This is a genomic window from Taklimakanibacter lacteus (assembly GCA_003576695.1).
Classification (GTDB): Bacteria; Pseudomonadota; Alphaproteobacteria; order Rhizobiales; family Aestuariivirgaceae; genus Taklimakanibacter; species Taklimakanibacter lacteus.
In genome coordinates this window covers 1-19,320 of record QOZQ01000017.1, presented here as the reverse complement: position 1 = coordinate 19,320, position 19,320 = coordinate 1, and the positions used below count along the sequence as shown (strand labels likewise).

At 62.9% G+C, this 19,320-nt stretch carries 19 protein-coding genes; 6 read left to right on the top strand and 13 right to left on the bottom strand.

Translation table 11 applies throughout. The features are described 5' to 3' along the window. Positions 1-17: 17 nt before the first annotated feature. From DT068_RS26865 to DT068_RS26855, 3 genes are all read right to left on the bottom strand, one after another. Complete coding sequence (locus tag DT068_RS26865; RefSeq protein WP_162914489.1) at positions 18-485, bottom strand: hypothetical protein; 468 nt, start codon at positions 483-485, stop codon at positions 18-20. A 191-nt stretch (positions 486-676) separates the two neighbouring features. Continuing rightward, positions 677-1,414, bottom strand: coding sequence for a hypothetical protein (locus DT068_RS26860; protein WP_162914488.1), 738 nt, complete (start codon positions 1,412-1,414; stop codon positions 677-679). 600 nt (positions 1,415-2,014) lie between these two features. Continuing rightward, positions 2,015-2,869 (bottom strand): methylenetetrahydrofolate reductase, encoded by an 855-nt coding sequence (locus DT068_RS26855; protein WP_162914487.1) that lies wholly within the window; start codon positions 2,867-2,869, stop codon positions 2,015-2,017. 184 nt (positions 2,870-3,053) lie between these two features. Here DT068_RS26855 and DT068_RS26850 point away from each other — a divergent pair, with 184 nt between their 5' ends. Continuing rightward, positions 3,054-4,094: a GlxA family transcriptional regulator gene (locus DT068_RS26850; protein WP_368905282.1), complete on the top strand. Its 1,041-nt coding sequence runs from the start codon at positions 3,054-3,056 to the stop codon at positions 4,092-4,094. Positions 4,095-4,212: 118 nt separating this feature from the next. Here the strand turns inward: DT068_RS26850 and DT068_RS26845 are convergent, their stop codons facing one another. The 7 genes from DT068_RS26845 to DT068_RS26815 all read right to left on the bottom strand — a co-directional run bounded on the left by DT068_RS26845 (position 4,213) and on the right by DT068_RS26815 (position 11,788). Beyond that, positions 4,213-5,181, bottom strand: a complete 969-nt coding sequence (locus tag DT068_RS26845; RefSeq protein WP_368905280.1) for a Csu type fimbrial protein — start codon at positions 5,179-5,181, stop codon at positions 4,213-4,215. A gap of 11 nt (positions 5,182-5,192) precedes the next feature. After that, a complete protein-coding gene (locus tag DT068_RS26840) occupies positions 5,193-7,661 on the bottom strand; it encodes a fimbria/pilus outer membrane usher protein (protein ID WP_119392981.1) in 2,469 nt (822 codons plus the stop codon). Then, entirely contained in the window at positions 7,630-8,355 is a 726-nt protein-coding gene (locus DT068_RS26835; RefSeq protein ID WP_162914486.1) for a fimbrial biogenesis chaperone, read from the bottom strand. The genes DT068_RS26840 and DT068_RS26835 overlap by 32 nt, the downstream gene beginning before the upstream one ends. Before the next feature lie 9 nt (positions 8,356-8,364). Next, positions 8,365-8,859, bottom strand: a complete 495-nt coding sequence (locus DT068_RS26830) for a Csu type fimbrial protein (RefSeq protein ID WP_119392979.1) — start codon at positions 8,857-8,859, stop codon at positions 8,365-8,367. A gap of 534 nt (positions 8,860-9,393) precedes the next feature. After that, entirely contained in the window at positions 9,394-10,773 is a 1,380-nt protein-coding gene (locus DT068_RS26825; protein WP_119392978.1) for a sensor histidine kinase, read from the bottom strand. Continuing rightward, positions 10,760-11,431 carry a response regulator transcription factor gene (locus tag DT068_RS26820; RefSeq protein ID WP_119392977.1) on the bottom strand — a complete coding sequence of 224 codons (672 nt, stop codon included), beginning with the start codon at positions 11,429-11,431 and terminating at the stop codon, positions 10,760-10,762. Before DT068_RS26820 ends, DT068_RS26825 begins: the two co-directional genes overlap by 14 nt. A 36-nt stretch (positions 11,432-11,467) precedes the next feature. Continuing rightward, positions 11,468-11,788, bottom strand: coding sequence for a hypothetical protein (locus tag DT068_RS26815; protein WP_162914485.1), 321 nt, complete (start codon positions 11,786-11,788; stop codon positions 11,468-11,470). Positions 11,789-12,103: 315 nt separating this feature from the next. On the opposite strand from DT068_RS26815, the gene DT068_RS26810 reads away from it, so the two are divergent. Next, a complete protein-coding gene (locus DT068_RS26810; RefSeq protein WP_119392975.1) occupies positions 12,104-12,553 on the top strand; it encodes a GNAT family N-acetyltransferase in 450 nt (149 codons plus the stop codon). Between the two features lie 260 nt (positions 12,554-12,813). On the opposite strand, the gene DT068_RS26805 is transcribed toward DT068_RS26810, so the two are convergent. Then, positions 12,814-13,287: a YcgN family cysteine cluster protein gene (locus DT068_RS26805; protein ID WP_368905276.1), complete on the bottom strand. Its 474-nt coding sequence runs from the start codon at positions 13,285-13,287 to the stop codon at positions 12,814-12,816. Then, complete coding sequence (locus DT068_RS26800) at positions 13,284-14,408, bottom strand: gluconeogenesis factor YvcK family protein (protein WP_119393065.1); 1,125 nt, start codon at positions 14,406-14,408, stop codon at positions 13,284-13,286. Before DT068_RS26800 ends, DT068_RS26805 begins: the two co-directional genes overlap by 4 nt. A gap of 135 nt (positions 14,409-14,543) precedes the next feature. On the opposite strand from DT068_RS26800, the gene DT068_RS26795 reads away from it, so the two are divergent. From DT068_RS26795 to DT068_RS26780, 4 genes are all read left to right on the top strand, one after another. Beyond that, positions 14,544-16,922: a transglycosylase domain-containing protein gene (locus tag DT068_RS26795; RefSeq protein ID WP_119392974.1), complete on the top strand. Its 2,379-nt coding sequence runs from the start codon at positions 14,544-14,546 to the stop codon at positions 16,920-16,922. Between the two features lie 29 nt (positions 16,923-16,951). Beyond that, positions 16,952-17,518, top strand: coding sequence for a DUF1214 domain-containing protein (locus DT068_RS26790; protein WP_119392973.1), 567 nt, complete (start codon positions 16,952-16,954; stop codon positions 17,516-17,518). Next, positions 17,515-18,087, top strand: coding sequence for a hypothetical protein (locus DT068_RS26785; protein WP_119392972.1), 573 nt, complete (start codon positions 17,515-17,517; stop codon positions 18,085-18,087). Before DT068_RS26790 ends, DT068_RS26785 begins: the two co-directional genes overlap by 4 nt. A gap of 85 nt (positions 18,088-18,172) precedes the next feature. Then, positions 18,173-18,898, top strand: a complete 726-nt coding sequence (locus DT068_RS26780) for an SDR family oxidoreductase (protein WP_162914484.1) — start codon at positions 18,173-18,175, stop codon at positions 18,896-18,898. Positions 18,899-18,920: 22 nt separating this feature from the next. On the opposite strand, the gene DT068_RS26775 is transcribed toward DT068_RS26780, so the two are convergent. Continuing rightward, on the bottom strand, positions 18,921-19,121 hold the full coding sequence (locus DT068_RS26775) for a hypothetical protein (RefSeq protein ID WP_119392970.1): 201 nt from the start codon (positions 19,119-19,121) through the stop codon (positions 18,921-18,923). Positions 19,122-19,320 lie beyond the last annotated feature (199 nt).

The following is a 19,320-nucleotide window of genomic DNA, read 5'->3' as shown; positions in this document are numbered from 1 at the left end:
ACGGATGCGGTGGGCTGTCATTTGCGGGAAGCTCGCGCCTCCTCGCGTGGGAGCCTGCCTCCCAATTCGATCTTGCCGAAATGCCCTCGCCCACGCATCGGGAGAGCCGTCGCCTCGCCGATAATGCCGGCCTCGTACAAATAGAACTTGCCGGCGGCCTGGAAGAAGGCTTCGGCGTCTTCCCCGGTCAGGAAGAAGATATCGGCCCGGCGCGTCTCACCGGCCCGCACGGGGTATTTGTTATAGAAATTGATGCGGCATTCGCAGGCAGACGCTTCGTCCGGCTTAACCTTGCAGCCACAGCCATAGCCGATATCGGTAATCGGCTCCTTCCTGCCCCCCGCCGCTTCGGCGTAGAGCACCACCTCGACCGTAAGCATCACGCTTCCCCCGTGATACAGGCTGCGCTCCGGCATACACCCAGGCAGCCGCTTTCCAAGAGCGCTATTGATTCCGCGGTCAATAACCGAGGTCAAGATAACCATAGTCTAATACTGCGCGTATCCTTTATGACGGCGCACGCCACGATTGCACGCTGACCGCGAGTACAAAGGCCGGCGGCACCGCCAAAAAAAACTGCACGGTTCCGAAGAACCGCGCAGCTTGCGTCACACCTCAGATCCAAATCGGAGCGTTTTCCGTGTCGCCAGGGTCCGAAGACCCGAGCGGAAAGCGCTTAGAGACCCGCGAGCTGAGCGAGGACACGGCAGACTTGCACCGCGTCACGGCTGTAGCTGGCCGGCGAACTCAGGACAGAGCCACACTTCTTCTTGAGCTGGCGCCGCTCGTAGGACGACAGGCTGGCAATCTCGTTGCCGATGCCACCGTTGCTGCCGCCGCCATTGCCGCCGCCGCCACCGCCGCCACCGCCACCGCCACCGCCGCCATTGCTGCCGCCATTGCTGCAGCTACCGACGCACAGGCCGACATTGACGCCGCTGGTGCCAACCTTGGCCTTCGTCTTGACGTTAAGTCCAAGAGCATTCGCCTTGGCCTTCACGCCGACGAGCTGGCCATTCTTGTTCAGCAAACCGACGCCGGCCTTGGCCTTCACCGCGTTGAGCACATTGGCCTTCACCTTGATCTTGAGGCCCTTCTTGGTGGAGAGGCCGACGCCCACTTTGGCGACACCGGCATTCACGCCAATGCCCTTGCCATTGTTGTTGTTGATAAGGCCGCCACCGCTGCCGCCCAGAAGGCCGCCACCGCCGCTGGCCGTTTGACCGCCAGTCAGGCCGCCGCCGGTAACGCCGCCGACCACGCCGCCAACCGCACCGGTCACGCCGCCCACGACGCCCCCGACGGCTCCGGTAACGCCGCCGACCACGCCGCCGACCGCGCCACCGAGCCCGCCGAGCCCGCCGCCGCCACTAAGTCCGCCGTCACTGTTGCCGGCCTGAGCCGGGACAGCCATGCTGGCCAGCACAATGATTGAAGCAGTCGCCGCCAATATCTTAATTCTTCCTGCCGTATTCATATTTCACCTCGCCGTTTTGAGAGATTAACTTTTTGCTACGTCCACTCTCATCTTCAGTTTCAGACGCGTGATCGAGACTATATGCGCATCTGAGGCGAAAACTATACTTAGGTTAACTTACTATTAACAAATCTATATTTGAGTATATTAGAATTTTATTTGCGTTTTATTGTAGTTAATATTCCCTTACCGCGATGACATTCCCTATTGCGGAAAACATTGTCGCGAAATCGCAACAAAAGGCCTCTTCGTCAGGAAAGAACGAGGAATGCTTTGCGGAGACCGGAAAACTGTCCAAGAAATCCAGGCCTGATTCAGGGCCGGAACGTGGAAAATATTTTAGGCGGGCAGGGAAATGGCCGGAGTCCCCCGATTACCGGGTGCTTACCGACCCCGCGAATCAGAGATTCATATCGAATAGGTTCACGCCGACAGGAGGAATTGAATTAAATCCTCGGGAATCGAAACACTTCCGGGACACCGGATTGCAGAGAATTTTAACTGAGGCGTTAAACAGTCACGGCACGAGAGCCATTTTCAGGCAGAGCGCGACGAAACCCAGTCGAGAAGCTTGTCGAAGCCGCCGAACGGATAGAGATGGGGTGCGGCAATGCCGAGCTCCGGCTTTTCAAAATGGAGCTTCGCCAGATTCTCGACAAAGGTATCCGGGCTTGAAACCGTCAGCAGCTTGGTCACATTCAGCGCCTGCTTGCGGATGAAGCGGGCCGAATTGCCGACGCCGCACATGGCGGCATATTTGACCAGGGTCTTGATGGTCGCCGGCCCCGGCACGCCGACATGGACCGGCAGGGTGATGCCGGCATCACGCAGGCCCTTGGCCCAATAGGCCACCGGCCCCGCCTCGAACAGAAACTGGGTGGCGATATAGCCATCGATATTGTGGGCGGCGAGATAGGACTGCTTCGCCTGGAGCGCCTCGATGAGCGTCGCCTCGCCCTTCGCCTTGATGATATCGGGATTGCCTTCCGGATGGCCGGCCATGCCGATCCTGCGGATGCCATGTGCCTGGAAGAGGCCGGTCTCGAGCAACTGGATCGCCGCATCATAGATGCCGAGCGGCTGCGGGGCGCCGCCGCCAAGGACAAGGGCTTGGCGAACCTGGCCGCGCTCGGCCAGCGCCGCGAGACGGCTGTCGAGATCATCCCGGTCACGCACGAAGCGGGCGGGGATATGCGGCACGGGCTCGAGACCGGCGGCGCGGATGGCGGCCACCGCGTCGATCTGCAAGGCGATGTCCGCCGGGTCGATCAAAGCCACATAGACGCAGGTGCCCTGCGGCAGCCTGTCCCTAAGCAGGCCAATCCTTTCAACCTGCTTGGGGGTGATCTCGATCGAGAGCCGCGCCAGAAAAGCCGCAACGAGGGCCGGCATGCTGCTCTCTTCAACCTTGAGCTTCGAGAACATGTTCAAAGCTTTAACTCCGGATGGGCGGGAACGGGACTGGCCAAGCATTAACCGCCCTGCGGCCCGGCGCATGAGAATTTGCGACACGGGCAATCTCGGTTGCGACCGACCATCCCCGCCCTTGTCGTATTCGTGCCTCGCGATGACGCTGATGGACAAAGGCGTAGATTGGTACTATGGGGCCAGAACCAAGGTACGGATCCCCATGTTTGGCGACAAGCCCCAGGAATGGCCGCAGAAATTTGCCTTCATCATGGTGCCGGAGTTCACCATGATGCCGGCGACCGCGGCCATCGAGCCACTCCGGCTCGCCAATCGCTGCGCCGAGAAGCCCCTGTACAAATGGGCGATGCATTCGGTCGACGGCAAGCCGGTCGCCGCATCCAATGGCATCCTCGCCATGGTCGACGGCGACCTCGACCAGATCAACGAGCATGACACAGTCATCGTCTGCGGCGGGCTCAACATCCAGCACCATGTCGACAAGCGCCTCGTCAACTGGCTGCGCAAGGCGGCGCGGCGCGGCATGGACATCGGCGCCGTCTGCACCGGCGCCCATATCCTCGCCGAGGCGCACATACTCGACGGCTACCGCTGCACCATCCACTGGGAGAACCTCCCCGGCTTCTCGGAAGCCTTCCCGGAGATCGAGGCGACCGGCGGGTTATTCGAGATCGACCGCGATCGCTTCACCAGTGCGGGCGGCACCTCGGCGCTCGACATGATGCTGGCGCTCATCGCGAGCCAGCATGGCCCCGACCTCGCGGCCAACGTCGCCGAGCTGGTGCTGCATTCGCCCATCCGCCACCACAGCGAGCATCAGCGCATGTCGCTGCCGGCGCGCATCGGGGCGCGCCATCCCAAGCTCGTCGGCATCATCGAGGAAATGGAGAGCAATCTCGAAGAGCCCTTGTCGCCCAGCGTGCTCGCGCGCCAGGCCGGCCTGTCGGCACGCCAGCTCGAGCGCCTGTTCCGGCGCTATCTCGACCGCTCGCCCAAGCGCTACTATCTGGAATTGCGGCTCAAGAAGGCGCGCTCGCTTCTCCTGCAGACCGATATGTCGGTGATCAACGTGGCGCTGGCCTGCGGCTTCTCCTCGCCGTCGCATTTCTCCAAATGCTATCGCGCCTTCTATGGCCGCACACCCTATCGCGAGCGTGGCGTGCCGGTCCTCGTCGCGACCGGAAGCTGACCGCGCCGTTACTCAGCGCATAGTCGCCTGAGCAGGTCCTCGCAGCGGCGCAGTTGCTCTTCGGTCACGAACTCGTCCGGCTTGTGCGCGACCGCGATGTCGCCCGGACCGCAGATGCTCAGTAGGTGATCGTGACGACAACCGTGTCGCTATAGGTGCCGGCTGACGGCGTGGCTTGCGGCGCGACGCGGCCATAGACGGTATAGCTCTGTGTGACGCCCGAGCCCGTCCCGGTCGGCATCGTGCCTGCCGTGTCGCCCCAGCCTTGCGTCCTGCCGACATCGCGATAAAGGCCATAGGTGATGAATTCCCCGCTTTTCACCATGCGCCGGGTGGTCGGGGTGAAGCTTCCTACCGAAAGGCCGGCGCTGTAGTCGGTCGACTGGGTGCAGGTCACGCTCACCTGCCCCGTTGCATCGACATTGGCGCCGAGCACTCCGACGGTGCCGAAATTGACGCTCTGAGTCGTCACCGTGCAGTTCTTGGCAAAGGTCGCCTCGACGGTGAAGGGCGCCTGCGGGGAAGATGTGATCAGATAGAGTCCCGGACAGCCGAGCAGGCCGATACCGGCCCGGATCAGCGTATGGGATCCGGCAAAGCTCGACGTGTAAGTACCGGGCGGCGAGGCCTGCTGCGATCCGAAGAGACGGAAATAGACCGGTTGCGATGTCGACGTCGACGCTGTGCCAAGCAGCGGGACCGTGACACTCATGGTCAGTGGCGGAACCGTGCCCAGTGCCGGGAAGGACACATGGCCCCACGGAACGGTACGCGCCGCGTCCTGATAGATGTTGTAGTTGAGCGTACCGCCACCGCTGCGCACAAGCTGGCGGGTGCCCGACACCGATCCGCCGCTGCCCTCGCCGATATTGGGGCATACCGTGATGTTGAGCAGCGCCCCGACCGCGCCGTCGAGCGTGTTGACGGTACAAGTGACATCGAGCGTCGATGACGCGTCGACGGGGCCGCCCGAGAGAATGTCGATGCCGGAAAATACCACCGGCGAACCGATGCTGGCGGTGCAGGTCATGGCGTCCGCCCGCCCGGCGGTGAGAACCGTCATCAGGGCCAGCAGTATGAGCCACATGCCTGTGCACCTCATTGGCAGAGGACTCCCGATATCAGCTTCTGCTCGCCTGCGGCTTTGTAGAAATCGAAGCGCGCATGACACGTGCTCCCATCCATGAGATCGATGGTGACGGCGTTCGAGGGTGAGAGGCCGGTGAGATAGGCCTCGCCGTCATAGCCGACGATGAACTCCTCGCCGCCCTCGGCGCTGCGGCCCGCCAGCCCGGCATCGAGAGGACGACCGCCGGCATCGATGAACCGGACGAGGGCGGCACGGCCATCCGCCTTGGCCCTGAAGGACACGACGATGCCGGTCTTGTCGGCCGGCACGACGATCCGGCTGGTTTCCGGAATGTCGGCGTCGACCGGAAGATTCGCGGGATCGATGGCGATCCGGTTCCTTTCATAGGCGCTGAGACGCGGAACAATCACCTTGCCCGAACGGCCCGACCGGCCGACGGGCCGATTGGCGGCGCTGACCTCCACATCCGGCGCGCCGACATCGACAACGGCAAAAGAATCATCGATCTCGCGCGCGAAGAAGACGTCGCCGCCGGCGGCGATGACGGAGCCGCGCAGCTGGGCGGCCAGGTTCACGCTCCTGCCATATTGCCGGGCGCCGGCCTCCAGCCGCGCATGGCGGCCCACATAGCTTGCCGCGGCGCGTGAATTCACTTCCTCGCCAAGGCCCGCGTGGATGCGCCAACCGACGCTCCCCTCGATATCCTGGTCGGGCTTAACCGCATCGACAAAAGCATTGGTGTGGCCACCTGCATATTCGAGACCGGCGCCGGCACTGATATTGCCACCCAATTGCATCGAGATGCCGGCATAGACGCCGACCTCATCACTGTCGCCGAGATCGGCATAGGCGGTGGCGAAGAGCGTGGAGTCGGCGAAGAACGGCCGATCATAGGACAGGCCGACAATCTCGGATTCATCGGCAGCGTTCTTGATGTGGGTAAAGCTCAGATTGAGCGAGGATGCATCGACAAAAAGCGGGATCGAGAGGGAGATCTGGTCGAGCGCGCGGGGCGGGGTGGCCGAGAAGAAATGCAGGTCCTCCTTGAAGCCGTCGGCAGTCACCGACGCGAGGTCATTATAGTCCTCGAAGCTGCGCTGGCTGCGCAGGAAGAGCCGCCAATCGCCAAAGGCGGTTTCGAGCGAGCCGGCGATGAGGAAGCCCTGCTCGCCATCGACGCCACTCCAGGCGCCGGCGATGCTGCCGACGCCCCAGCCGCCGAGGCCAAGGACGATGCCAGCGCCGCCGTTCAAAAGACCGGCGCCACCTTCGCCATGGGCCTCGAGCGTCAAACGGTCGCTCAAGCCATAACGCCAGCTGGCGCTGGCGATCGCATCACCGTCGTAGGAGTCGGACGAGATGCCGTAGTCAGTGCGCGCAAAGCCCGCTTCGACGGCATAGTCGGCAAGCCCCGGCCGCAGCAGCCGCGCGGAGGCGTAGAATGCAACCTCGGTCTCTGTCTCCTGGCCCGTGGCTGTGTCGCGCACGACGACGCGCGCAAGGCCGGGACCGGTGACGGCGGGAAGATTGTCGACCACGAAGGGACCGCCGGGTATGTCATTTGCATAGCTCCTGACACCATTGACATAGATCTCGAGCGCGGAAGGCACGGCCGCGGATCCGGAGAGCTCCGGTATCGGCAGCGTCACCAGGTCGGGCCGCAGGGCGAAATTGCGGCGGACCTGCAGGCCGCCCATGCGGATCGGCCGCGTCCAGGCAAGGCCGCTCGAAATGAAGTCGCCCGCGACATAGGTCCTGAGGCTGCCGGGGTCGGAATAGACCCAGGCCGTGTCCAGCCGGGTCACATATTCACCGGGCTCGCGGGTACTGCGCGCCGAAAAGGAGCTGTCGAGCGTTCCCCAGGGCGTGAAGACGCGGCCATCGAAATATCCGAAGGCGCCACTATAGTCCGGCAGATGCGTATAGTCGGTGGTGTCGAAATTGGCCGTCAGCGCATAGTTCACCAGCGCGCCAAAACCGCGCTCGGCCGCGGGGCGTGTTTCATCGCGGCTTTCCGCCCCGAGCCGGCGGGGAATGCGCTGCCTGTCGCCCGCCGTGAACCTGATCGCCTGGGCGGCCTCGTCATATTCATGGCTAACGCCCGGAAGCCGGCCAAGCTCGATCATGCCATCCGCCGCACGCGCGGCATCCACCGGCACGAGTCCCAGCTCGCTCAGCTCGTCTGCAGTCGCGCTGAGCGCGCCGTCCGGTGCGCGCCGGAACGACCCGATCAGGCCCGTCGAGACACCATTGATGAAGGTTTCAAGCTGCAGCAAGACAGGTCCTTCCACAACAGGAGACGCTGCGAGAGGCTGCATTTCGGCGGCCTTCGTCCATGAGCTCTCCTGCACATCGGCCGGCGCCAATCGATCGGCCTTCGCCAGCTCGTTCGATTGAGCGGCGGTCGTCGACAGGCCCAGAACTGCAAGTCCGACGGCAAGAGCTTTATGGAGACGGCTTGACCAAGCTCGTTCCATGGAAGGGTCCACCCTCTCCCAGTCCTGCGATCTCAAGTCCGCTGCCCGCCGCCACGTTGCCGGGGATCGTCCAGCTCATGGCCGAATGGCCAAGCACGTAACCGGCCAGGCCGTTGATGCGGCGAAGCACCTTGCCTGATGTCGTCTTGACGACGAGATTGGCCAGCTTGAAGCGGCGGTCGCCGTCATTGCGGGCGGTGATCACCAGCCCACGCTTCGTTCGCGCCGCCGTCCACCCGATCACCGGCGGGCGTTCATCGCCCATCCGGAAGAACACCGGGATCGAATGCCGGATGACGAGATTGACCTGGTTGGCCTTCCTGGCCCTGGGCTCCGGCAGCTGATCTATCAGGAGCCGGTAGCTTTCCTCGCCCGCCGCCGGGCGCTTCAGCAAGCGCACGACACGCACGGTATAATCCGTACCCGGAGCAATTCTGAGCATGGGCGGACTTGCCACCACATCGCGCGTCGGCTCCAGCTGATCCTTGCCGTCAACCTGGGTCCAGCGGAAAACCCGCAGCTGGACCCGCACCGGCTCGCTGCCCGGCGTCTGCAAGGTCACCGCGGCGGTGTTGCCGGAGGCCGCCCTGTCGATCAGGATGGGCGACACGCTGATCGACGCGGCATCTGCATCCGGCCGGCCGGCAAGGCACGCCGTGGCGAAAAGGACGAATACCCCGAAATGGCGCAACATGAGCAAGGATCAATAGCTGACCGTGACCAGCACGGTATCGTCATAGGTTCCGGCCGGAGGCGTCGTCTGGCTGGCGACGCGGCCATAGACGTCGATGGTCTGGGCGCTGCCCGTGCCCGTGCCGGTCAGGGTATCGCCGCTGGCGAGGTCGCCCCAGTTCAAGGATCGACCGGAATCTCGGTAGAGCTGATAGGTGACCGTGGCGCTGCCCGGCCCCGTCATCTTGCGGGCGGCAAGAGTGGCGCCCGAGCCGGTGCCAGCGCCCAGGCCTATCGTATAGGGTGCACTGGTGGTGCAGGTGACCGAGATGTTGCCGGTGGCATCGAAATTGGCGTTCAACACGCCATGGCTGCCGAAATTGACCGGCGATGTCGCCCCGGCGGTGCATTCATTCGTGATGGTGATCGTGACGCTCAGATTGCTGGTCACTTCAGCGGCCTGAATCGCCGTCGCAAAACCGGCAAGAGAAACCAGATATGCCAGGCACCGTGATGCTTTCCACATGACACCCTCCCGGGAAATTGGATTTCCTTAGGGCGAAATATGAATCAGCTTTGTTATCAAAGTATTTCTGCAAGAAACAGCAATCTAACCTTCTCTCACCGAAGTATTTCAGAATACAGAATCACCAACAGCAATGAGAAATACTTCACGCTGGATGAATCGCGCCCGGAATGTGGAAAGGCCTAGGCTGACCGGTCATGCCAAATTCAAAAGGGAGCGGGTCCCTTAGAACCCGCTCCCCCGATAGGGGTGCGCCCGCGACCGGGGGCAATTTGCAGACAGCACCCTACCGAACTTGTCTGTGCGACCAAAAATTGAAACGTCCGTCCCTGTCCTGAATTTTGTGCATCTGCTGCTCTCTGGATAGGGGTCCAACGAAAATATAATACATATTCCCAAAATCAAATAATTTTCAGCATTTTACGCCAATGGCTCCCCCTCCAGCGCCTGACCTTGCCCTGTTTTCGGCGCGCAGTTCAGGCACTTATGACAATAGAAATTTGCGCAGGGGCAAATGTAGACTTTAGTCGCAAGCTAAACCACAGCCGGAAGTCGCAGCTTGACTGCAAGACCACCCAAGTTTGACTTATCTAATCTTATGCCGCCACCGTACATTGCAGCCGTCTCGGCCACGATGGAGAGCCCCAGTCCGGAACCCGGCTTTGTCTCGTCAAGGCGCCGGCCCCGCACCGGCGGCTCTTTCAGCTTCTCCGGCGGCAGGCCCGGACCGTCATCGCCCACCACCACATCGATCCACAAACGGCCATCGGGTGGCGCATCCATGCTGGGCCCGACCGCGACATTCACCTGTCGGATTGCCCATTTGCAGGCATTGTCGAGCAGATTGCCCGCCATCTCTTCGAGATCTTGCTTTTCACCGCGGAATTTGGTGCCGCGCGGAACCTCCACCGTGATCTTGACGCGCTTGTCGAGATGGATGCGTTCCAGCGTGCGCGCCAGTGCGGCCAGCACCGGCTCCACCTCGGTAATCGATCCGAGCGTCTGGGCGCGCGCGGCGCGCCTCGCACGATCGAGATACATGCTGACCTGGTCACGCATCACACTGGCCTGCTCCGACACCTTGTCGGCGAGGGCGCCCGGCTGCAGTTTCGCCTCGTTGTTGAGAACGCTGAGCGGCGTCTTCAGCGCATGGGCCAGATTGCCGACCTGGGTGCGGGCGCGCTCGACGATCTCGGAATTGGCCTGGATGAGAAGATTGAGCTCGTCCGAAACCGGCTGGATCTCTTCGGGGTAGGAGCCTTCCAGCCTTTCCGCCCGGCCCTCGCGAATCGCCGTCAGCTTGGCCTGCAGGGTGCGCAGCGGCCGCAGGCCGAAACGGACCTGGACAAGGATGGCCACCAGAAGGCCAAGCCCCAGCAGCGTCAGCATGGCGACCAGCGTCTGGCGGAAGGCGGTGGCCTCGGCCTTCAGCTCGTCGAAATTGCCGGCGACCAGAAAGGAATATTGATCGGCCTTGTCGAACAGCTTGTAGCGCTGCTCCATGACGCGCAGCCGCGTGCCATTCACGTCATCCAGATAGAAATGCGCGATACCATCGGAGTCCCGCATGGCCAGGTTTTCAGCGCTCGGCACCAGACGCTTCTCCAGAAGCGAAGGCGAGGCCAGATCGGCCATGCCCCGCTTGGGCGGCGTCACCTGCCAGTACCAGCCGGACAGCGGCAGCGTGAAGCGCGTGTCGGCAAGCTCGCTCTGGATGCCGGGCGAGCCGTCGCGCTTGACCTCGACATTGGCGAGAAGGCCATCCATCACGGCGCGCAGCCTTGCGTCGAAATTGCGCTCGAGCGCTGCCTGAAACAGGCTCGCCAGCAGCACGGCGGCGCTGACCAGCAGGATGATGGCGACGATGGCGGAAGAGACGACGAGCCGGAAGGCGAGTGAGTTACGCCGCATCATCCGGCTCGGACACGCAATATCCCATGCCGCGGATGGTCCTCAACACGTCGACGCCGAGCTTCTTGCGCAGACGGCCGACGAACACCTCGATGGTGTTCGAATCACGATCGAAGTCCTGATCATAGAGATGCTCGACGAGCTCGGTGCGTGACACCACCTTGCCCTTGTGGTGCATGAGATAGGCGAGCAGCCGGAATTCAAGCGAGGTGAGCTTGATGGCGTTGCCGTCGACGGTGACGCGGGCACTCTTGGTGTCGAGGAGCAGCGGACCGCAGGCAATCTCGCTCGAGGCATGGCCGGCAGAGCGGCGCAGCAAAGCACGCACCCGCGCCAGCACTTCTTCCATGTGGAAGGGCTTGGCGACGTAATCATCGGCGCCGGCATCGAAGCCCTGCACCTTGTCGCTCCAGCGGTCGCGGGCGGTCAGGATCAGCACCGGCATCTTCTTGTCGTTGCGGCGCCATTTCTCGAGCACGCTCACCCCGTCGAGGACGGGGAGGCCCAAGTCGAGGATGACGGCGTCATAGGGCTCGGTCTCGCCCAGATAATGGCCTTCCTCGCCATCCTTGGCGGTATCGACGACATAGCCCGCATCGGTGAGCGCCGTCACAAGCTGACGGTTCAGATCAGGATCGTCTTCAACGACGAGTAGCCTCATGGTTATCCCCTGCTCACACCAGGCTCGAATCCGGGCTCAGTTCTGCACCGCGCCCGTCTCGCCATCAACTCGAATCTTCCTGACCCTGTCCTCGACCCTGATCGTGGCAACGAAGTCTCCGCTCGGCAAAGTCACCAGCTTGAGAACCTTGGCGGTCGGCATTACTGCCATGATATTCCTGGTTATGATGGAGGGCGGGACGGTCGGGCGAATGATCGGCGCCTTGTTGACCTTGGGCTGGATGCGGAGCTGCGGCGGCTTCACCTGAATCTGGAGGTTCGGAGACTGCGCGAACGCAGGCTCTCCGCCAGCCAGCATCATCACCGCAAGGGCGACTATGGTGAGTTTCCGACGCATCCTCGATCCTTCCTGCGCCGAAACTACGCGCTGCAACATGAACCTCGCATGAATAGTTGAGCTGTCTGGTCAGCCGCCCGTAAACCCGCGCAAAATAGGGGGTTTTTCGAGATTTTCTCACGCTTGCGTGAAGCAGTTCGCAGCCCGCAGATAAGCCGCTCCGGGCACCGCAAAACGGTATCCGCTGCGGTAAATCCAGGCAAATTCGACTGAACCTGCCGAAGCGCGAAACAGCGTGGCGAAAAGCTCCTTCCCGGACGTCCGGTCGCTATCCGAAGAGCGCAATGCCGCTCTGCGTTCGTGCTATGAGGGAGCATGCCCCCGTCATCGCCCTACCTCCTGATGCCCCTTACGCCCGCGGCGCCGGGATTTGGCGATCTGCTCGCGGAAAGCCGGCGCGGCGGGTTCCGGATGCTGGAGCGCCTCAGGGACGGATGGGCAAGCGGCAGCAACCGTTTCGAGCAGCGCGGCGAGATCCTGCTCGGCGCCTTTACCGGCACCAGGCTCATCGGCGCCGGTGGGCGGACGATCGATCCTTTCGCAGGCGATCGCGAGACCGGCCGCGTCCGTCATCTCTATGTAGCGGAAGCGTTTCGCAGGGCGGGCATCGGCCGCTTGCTGGTGGACGGCATTCTTGCCGATGCCGGCGCCTATTTCAGGCGCCTGCATGTGCGGGCGCCGGCAGACGCCTTCGGCTTCTACGAGCATCTGGGTTTCAGACCTGTCATGGGCATCGACACGGTCACCCACGAGATGATCCTGTGACAGAAAAAGGCGGCCGCCGCCGGCCGCCTTCAGTCCCCTGCTGTTATTGCGCAATCACGTGAGTCGGGGATGAAGGTTAAGTCATAAAGCCGGGTCGGGCCAGCCGCTTGATGCGGCGCTGGTATTTGCACTATCCCGGCACACATTCAGCAAATGACTGAATTTGCTTGATTCTCACCATCACAGAAGAAGGGACACTGTGACCTTGGCGCAACAGGCGCGGAAAAACTGATCGCCGCCGCCCACGCCGAGCCATGGGATCAGGAGGAGACCGGCTTGCGCGCCCGCGGCAATTTCCACAGATGATCCTCGTACTCGCTCTCGCCGACGCCTTCCTCGGAGCGAACCTGGCCCCGGACTGAAATACCGGCCTCGGCCACGCTCGCCTTGCGGCCCGAAACCAACGGATGCCACCAGGCGAGCGTCTGGCCCCGCGCCAGTCGGCGATAGGCGCAACTATCGGGCAGCCAGTTGAGCTCGCTGACATTCTCAGGCGTCAGGCGCACGCAGTCAGGCACGCGCGCGCTGCGGTTGGCGTAGTCGCTGCATCGGCAGGTCTGCCGGTCGAGCAGCTTGCAGGCGAGATTGGTGAAGTGAATCTTGCCGGTATCTTCGTCCTCGAGCTTGACGAGACAGCAGCGCCCGCAGCCGTCGCACAGGCTTTCCCACTCCTCGGGGCTCATTTCGGCCAGCGTCTTTGTCTTCCAGAAGGGCGCGCTCATCGGCTGTGTCATAAGCCCTTCCGCAGGAGATGCAAAATCGTCGCGGTCAAGAGCCCGGCATCGTGCTGGCCGCGATGCCAGGGGTCTTCGAAGTCGCGGGCGATGATATCGGCACCAGTCGCGGGCACAGGCGCACGCGCCACGAAGCGCGAGGCCCCAACGACCCGGGCGACCGGCACCGCCCCTTCATGGGCGAGGATGTGGGTCAGGACGGGCGCCCCGTCGGCGATGCCGAACAGGCGGCGCGCCATGTCATCGAGCGCAAGCCCACGGGTCTCACTATCTTCCAGCATGTTGCCGATGAGTATCTTCGGCACCTGTGCCTTGGCAATCGTCGTGGCGATGTCGCCGACAAGCAGATGCGGCAGGATGCTGGTATAGAAGCTCCCCGGCCCGTAAATCACGCCATCGGCGGCGCGGATCGCCACGAGCGCCTCGGGATTGGGATGGGCTTCAGTGAGTGCCACAGAGGCGATACCGACGGCGGCGTCGGCCGGCGCCATGCCGGTGATCCGGTGCTGGCCTTCGATGCGCCGCATGTCTTTGAGTTCGGCCACGAGCAGCAGATCAGGGTCGCGCGACACCGGCCATACGTGACCCGAGATGCCGCATAGCGACCGGAAAGCGCGAATGGCGGCATTGATGTCACCCTCCGCAGCAAGCAGCGCCCCCGACAGGATGAAATTGCCGATGCTGCCGCGCCTCAGGTCGAAATCCTTGCCGGCAGCGGCCATGAAGATGCCGAGATAGCGCAGGATGGCCTCGGCAAGGCCCGGTTTCATCGCCTTGAGGGCCGGATGGGTGCCTTGCGAATAGAACGCCAGCTCGCGCACAAGCTCGGCCTGCGATCCCGTCTCGGAAAGCCTGGCGTTGCATATGCGCACGACATCGCCGGAATGGCCTTCGGCATAGGCCATGGTCATCAGGGCCTGGCGGATGTCGCCGACCGGCAATATGCCCAGGCGCTCGCGGATGAGCTTGGAGGAGCCGCCCGAATCCCAGGCGGGCACGATTCGCGTCACTCGCGCCCCCTGGCGGGTCAGCGCGATGGTGACATTGCGCGAGGCAGTGCCGCCGGCAAGGATGACGATATGAGGCCCGGGCCCTCCGGCCGGTAACCGCTTTGTGTTCATGGCGGCCGGTTTTGCCATGGAAATCGGGGGGCGACCACCAGACTTTCCGGCCCCATTCCGTCATAATTTTGAAGTAGGTGGAAACCGCCCGGCGACCAGTGATAAAAGCCTGGCACAGGACAACGGACGTCGATCTTGGCCAAAGCTCCCAAAAAAGGTTCCTACCAGACGATGATGTGGCTAGACTCCTATGTGAGTTCGGCCGTCTACGAAACATTCGACTGGCTGCGCCGCAGCGTGTCGGCCTATTCCTCCTTCGTCTATCGCTTCCGGCTCTCCGGCATCAAGCGCGTCGTCATCGACCTCACCGACGACATGGCGACTTTCGGCACCGTCGCCGCCTTCGGGCTTCTCGCTTTCGCGCTGCCGCCCTTCTCCGGCACCGGCGATGTCTGGAACAAGGGGCGCGACTTCGCCATCACCTTCACCGACGACAATGGCGAGATCATCGGCCGGCGCGGCATCCGCCAGGACGACGCCATCCCGCTCGAGGATATCCCGCCGCATGTGATCAAGGCGGTGCTCGCCACCGAGGATGCGCGCTTCTACCAGCATTTCGGCGTCGACGTGCTCGGCACCTTCCGCGCCATCATCCAGAATGCACGTGCCAATGACGTGGTGCAGGGTGGCTCGTCGATCACCCAGCAGGTGGCCAAGAACCTGTTCCTGAGCCCCGAGCGCACGATCCAGCGCAAAGTCCACGAAGCGTTCCTCAGCATGTGGATCGAGGCCAGGCTGTCGAAGGACCAGATCCTCAAGCTCTATCTCGACCGCTCCTATCTCGGCGGCGGCAATTACGGTGTCGAGGCGGCGGCGCAATATTACTTCGGCAAGTCGATCCGCGACGTCAACCTGGCGGAAGCGGCGATGCTGGCCGGTCTGTTCAAGGCGCCGTCCAAATATGCGCCGCATGTCAGCATGGAACAGGCCCGCGCCCGCGCCAATGTCGTGCTCTACCGCATGCTCGATGCGGGTTTCATCACCCAGGGCCAGCTGGTGCAGGCGCGGCGTGAACCCGCAGACCTCGTCAATTCGCCGGCGATCGCCAGCCCCGACTGGTTCCTCGACAAGGCCTATGCGGACACGCTTGCCGTCATCGATGCCAAGCACATCACCGGCGACTATGTGATCGAGGTCAAGACCACCATCAATGCGAAGCTGCAGGAAACCTCCCAGCGCATCATCAACAAGGTGCTCGACACCGAAGGCCCGCAATATCACGCGACCCAGGCGGCGGTGGTGACGATGGCGACCGACGGCGCGGTCAGGGCCATCGTCGGCGGACGCGACTACGAGAACAGTCAGTTCAACCGCGCCACCGACGCGATGCGCCAGCCAGGCTCGTCCTTCAAACCCTTCGTCTATCTGGCCGCCCTGCTCAATGGCTACACACCGGACACGGTCGTGCTCGACGGCCCGGTCTCGGTCGGCGGCTGGGCGCCGCGCAACTATACAGGCAAGTATGGCGGACGTGTTTCGCTGACCACCGCGCTGGCGAAATCCTACAATTCAGTCCCGGTCCGCCTGTCGATGGATTTCGGCCGGCCTGCCATCATCGAAACGGCGCATAAGGTCGGCCTCAAGGCCGAGCTCGAGACCTGGCCGCCCATGGTGCTCGGCACCAGCGCCATGACGCTTTTCGATCTCACCACCGCCTATGGCACTTTCGCCACCGGCGGTATCGTGCCCAAGCCCTATACGGTCCTCGAAATCAGACGGCCGAATGGCGATGTTATCTACAGCCGCAGCAAGGAGCCGAAGGAAGAGCCCGTCCATGCGGTGCCGGAAGAGAAGATCGCCGAGCTCAATCACATGATGAATGCCGTCGTCGAAAGCGGCACCGGCCGGCGCGCCCTTCTCGGCTTCACCCCTCAGGCCGGCAAGACCGGCACCAATCAGAGCTACCGCGATGCATGGTTCATCGGTTACACCGCCCATTACGTGACGGGTGTTTGGTTCGGCAATGACGACTTCACGCCGATGAAGAACGTGACCGGTGGCCTCCTGCCCGCCGCCGCGTGGAAGGAAGTCATGCTCAGGGCCGAGCAGCAGCAAGTCGGCGCCGCCTTGCCGGGCGTCCCGATGGAGTCGCGCTATGCCCAATATGCGCTGGAGAATCCGGCGCCGCCACTCGACGATGTTCCGGACATGAGTGCCGACGATACGATCGCCGATACCGAAACCCCGCCGGATGACGGAACGGACCAGGTGGCGGTCGTGACGCCCGAGACCAAGTCCGATCCCGCCGTGAAAGTGACCAAGCCGGCCAAGCGCCAGAAGGCCGCTCCGCCGCCCGATGAAGATGTCGCCATCGTCAGGCCGCGCGAATCGGACGACCCTGTGGTCAACGTGCTGAAGGACATGTTCAGCATCTTCGGCAATGATGATGACGGCAACCGTAAGGCCAAGCGCAAGAAGAAGGATGCCGTGCTGGTGCTGCCCGATGCCAATACCGGCAAGAAGAAGCGCGGCTCCAACGTGAAGTTCATGAAGATCAAGCCGCGTGACCGCTGACCTCAAATGACCACCGGACGGCATCGCATATGAGGCTCGGATCCTTAATCAAGGGCGTCGGCGTCCTTTTCCTCGGCGGTATCATCGGCATTGTCAGCGCGCAATGGTCGGTCGAGAAGACGGCGACGGCGATGACGGCAGGCGGGGGGCCGTGGAAGTCATGGTTCTCGGGCACCACCTCGATCCGCAATCCCTATGTGAACGCGCATTATCTAATGTTCGGCCGCCTGCCGCCGACACTCGGCCAGGAACTGTTGTTCGAGGCCCGCTACGATGACGAAGGCGCCGCGCTCGATGCGTCCTGCGACTATGTCATCGAAGGCCCCCGCCTCACGGCACGCTGGTGGCATCTGGCGCTGGCCGACGAGGACAACAGCCAGCCGGCCGCCATTTCCCTCACCTCATCGCAGCTCATCGGCGAACCTGACGGGAGCATGCGCATAACCATCTCGCGCCAGCCCAAGGCCGGCAACTGGATCAATCCGCGTGACCTCTCGCGCTTCGAACTGGTGCTCAAGCTGCGCCCGGGGTCGGGCCTCAATGCCGGCGCCGCCGTGGTGACGCTGCCGCATATCCGGCGCGAGGCCTGCACATGAGAGCCTGGCTGTTCTGGCTCGCCGTCGCCCTCGTCATCGGTGCCGTGACGCATCTGAGCTATGTTCTCATCGCGCCATCCTTCGCCATGCAGCGCCTCATGGTCGGCGAGAGCGAGGATGCCCCGGTCAACCGCTTCGTGCTGCTCGACGCCGCTGCGCAGATGCGCCTGCTCGGCGAGACGGAGAATGAGGCGGTTTCAGCCAAATGTGTCTTCGATATCGGCGACGGCGAATTGTCGATCGCCGCGGAGATGCCCGATACTTTCTGGTCGCTCACTCTTTATTCCAACAAGGGCGCTGACCTCTACACGATCAACGACCGCCAGGCCGGCATCGACAGGTTCAAGCTGACGGTGAAACGCGCCCCCGATCTCTCGGACATCCTCAGCAGCGAGCAGTCGGAAAATGCCCGGGCACTGAGCGATGGGTGGTCGGTCGAGGTGCCCGAGCCGCGCGGCATCGCGGTGTTCTGGATGGCGCTCGACTATCCCGAGCAGCGCAAGCTCTTCACGGACATCCTGTCGCGCTCGGCCTGCACCTTTACCGCGAGCCAGAACGCGCTTCCGTGAAGCTTCGGCGATTCGTCGCCATTGACAGGCCCGCCGCAGCCACGCTCTCATCAGCGGACAGTCGTCCAACTATCGGGGGAGAACAATGATGGCCGACAAGCCGCTGGTCATGATCACGGGTGCGGGCACCGGTATCGGCAAGGCCACAGCGCTGGCCTTCGCGCAAGCGGGATATCCGCTCCTCCTGATCGGACGCCGGATCGAACCGCTGCACGAGCTGGGGCTCGGCAAGTCCGTCTGCCTTTCGGCCGATGTGCGTGACCGCGCTGCCGTCATCGCGGCCATCGCGGAGGGCGAGGCCCGGCATGGCCCGGTGGATTGTCTGGTCAACAATGCCGGGATCGCGCGCCTCGCCAGGCTGGAGGAACAGAACCCCGAGGAATGGCGCGATCTCATCGACATCAACTGCACCGGCGTCCTCAACTGCATGCATGCGGTGATGCCGGCCATGCAGGCGCGCCGGCACGGCACCATCATCAATATTTCCTCGATCGCGGGGCGAAAATCCTATCCGAGCCACGATGTCTATTGCGGCACCAAGTATTTCGTCCATGCGGTGAGCGAGGGCGCGCGCCGCAACATGGCTCCCTTCGACGTGCGGGTGATCGTCGTGTCGCCCGGGCTCACCGAATCGGAGATCGACAAGACCATGCTGAACGAGGCGGCGCGGGAATTCTGGAGCAAGGGCAAGGAAGCGGTTGGCGCCATCGCAGCCAAGGATGTCGCCGACACGATCCTCTTCGCCTATCAGATGCCGCAGAACGTGATCCTGCAGGAGCTGACGATCACCCCGACACGGCAGGAATACTGAAGAGCAGAAGGCAGGTGGCGAGCTAGTCGCCGCGCTCGAAGTCGAGCGCCTGCATGCGCGACGGGCGGCCGCGGCGGCGCGGCGGCGGCAAACGGTCGGCCAGGCTGAAATCATAGCGTTCGATCCGGACACCCGGAAAGATCACGATCTCCGCCGGCCCTTCATGCGCAGTCCCTGTCCCCTGCCGCAGGCGGTCGCGCGGAAATGTCAATATCGTCCCCATAGCCTTCACCTTCGAGCACGGCGCGCTCGCAGCGCGACCCGGCTTCGCCATTACGCTCCGGTGTGGTTAATAAAGAGCTAACCCGGATTTCTCACACGGCCATTGGATATTGCCAAACGGAGTGTCGGTCTGTCTTGGGCTTCTCGCGTTATGAGCATTTCAGCGATTTCAGCCGCCCTGCGGGCGAGCTTGATCAGCT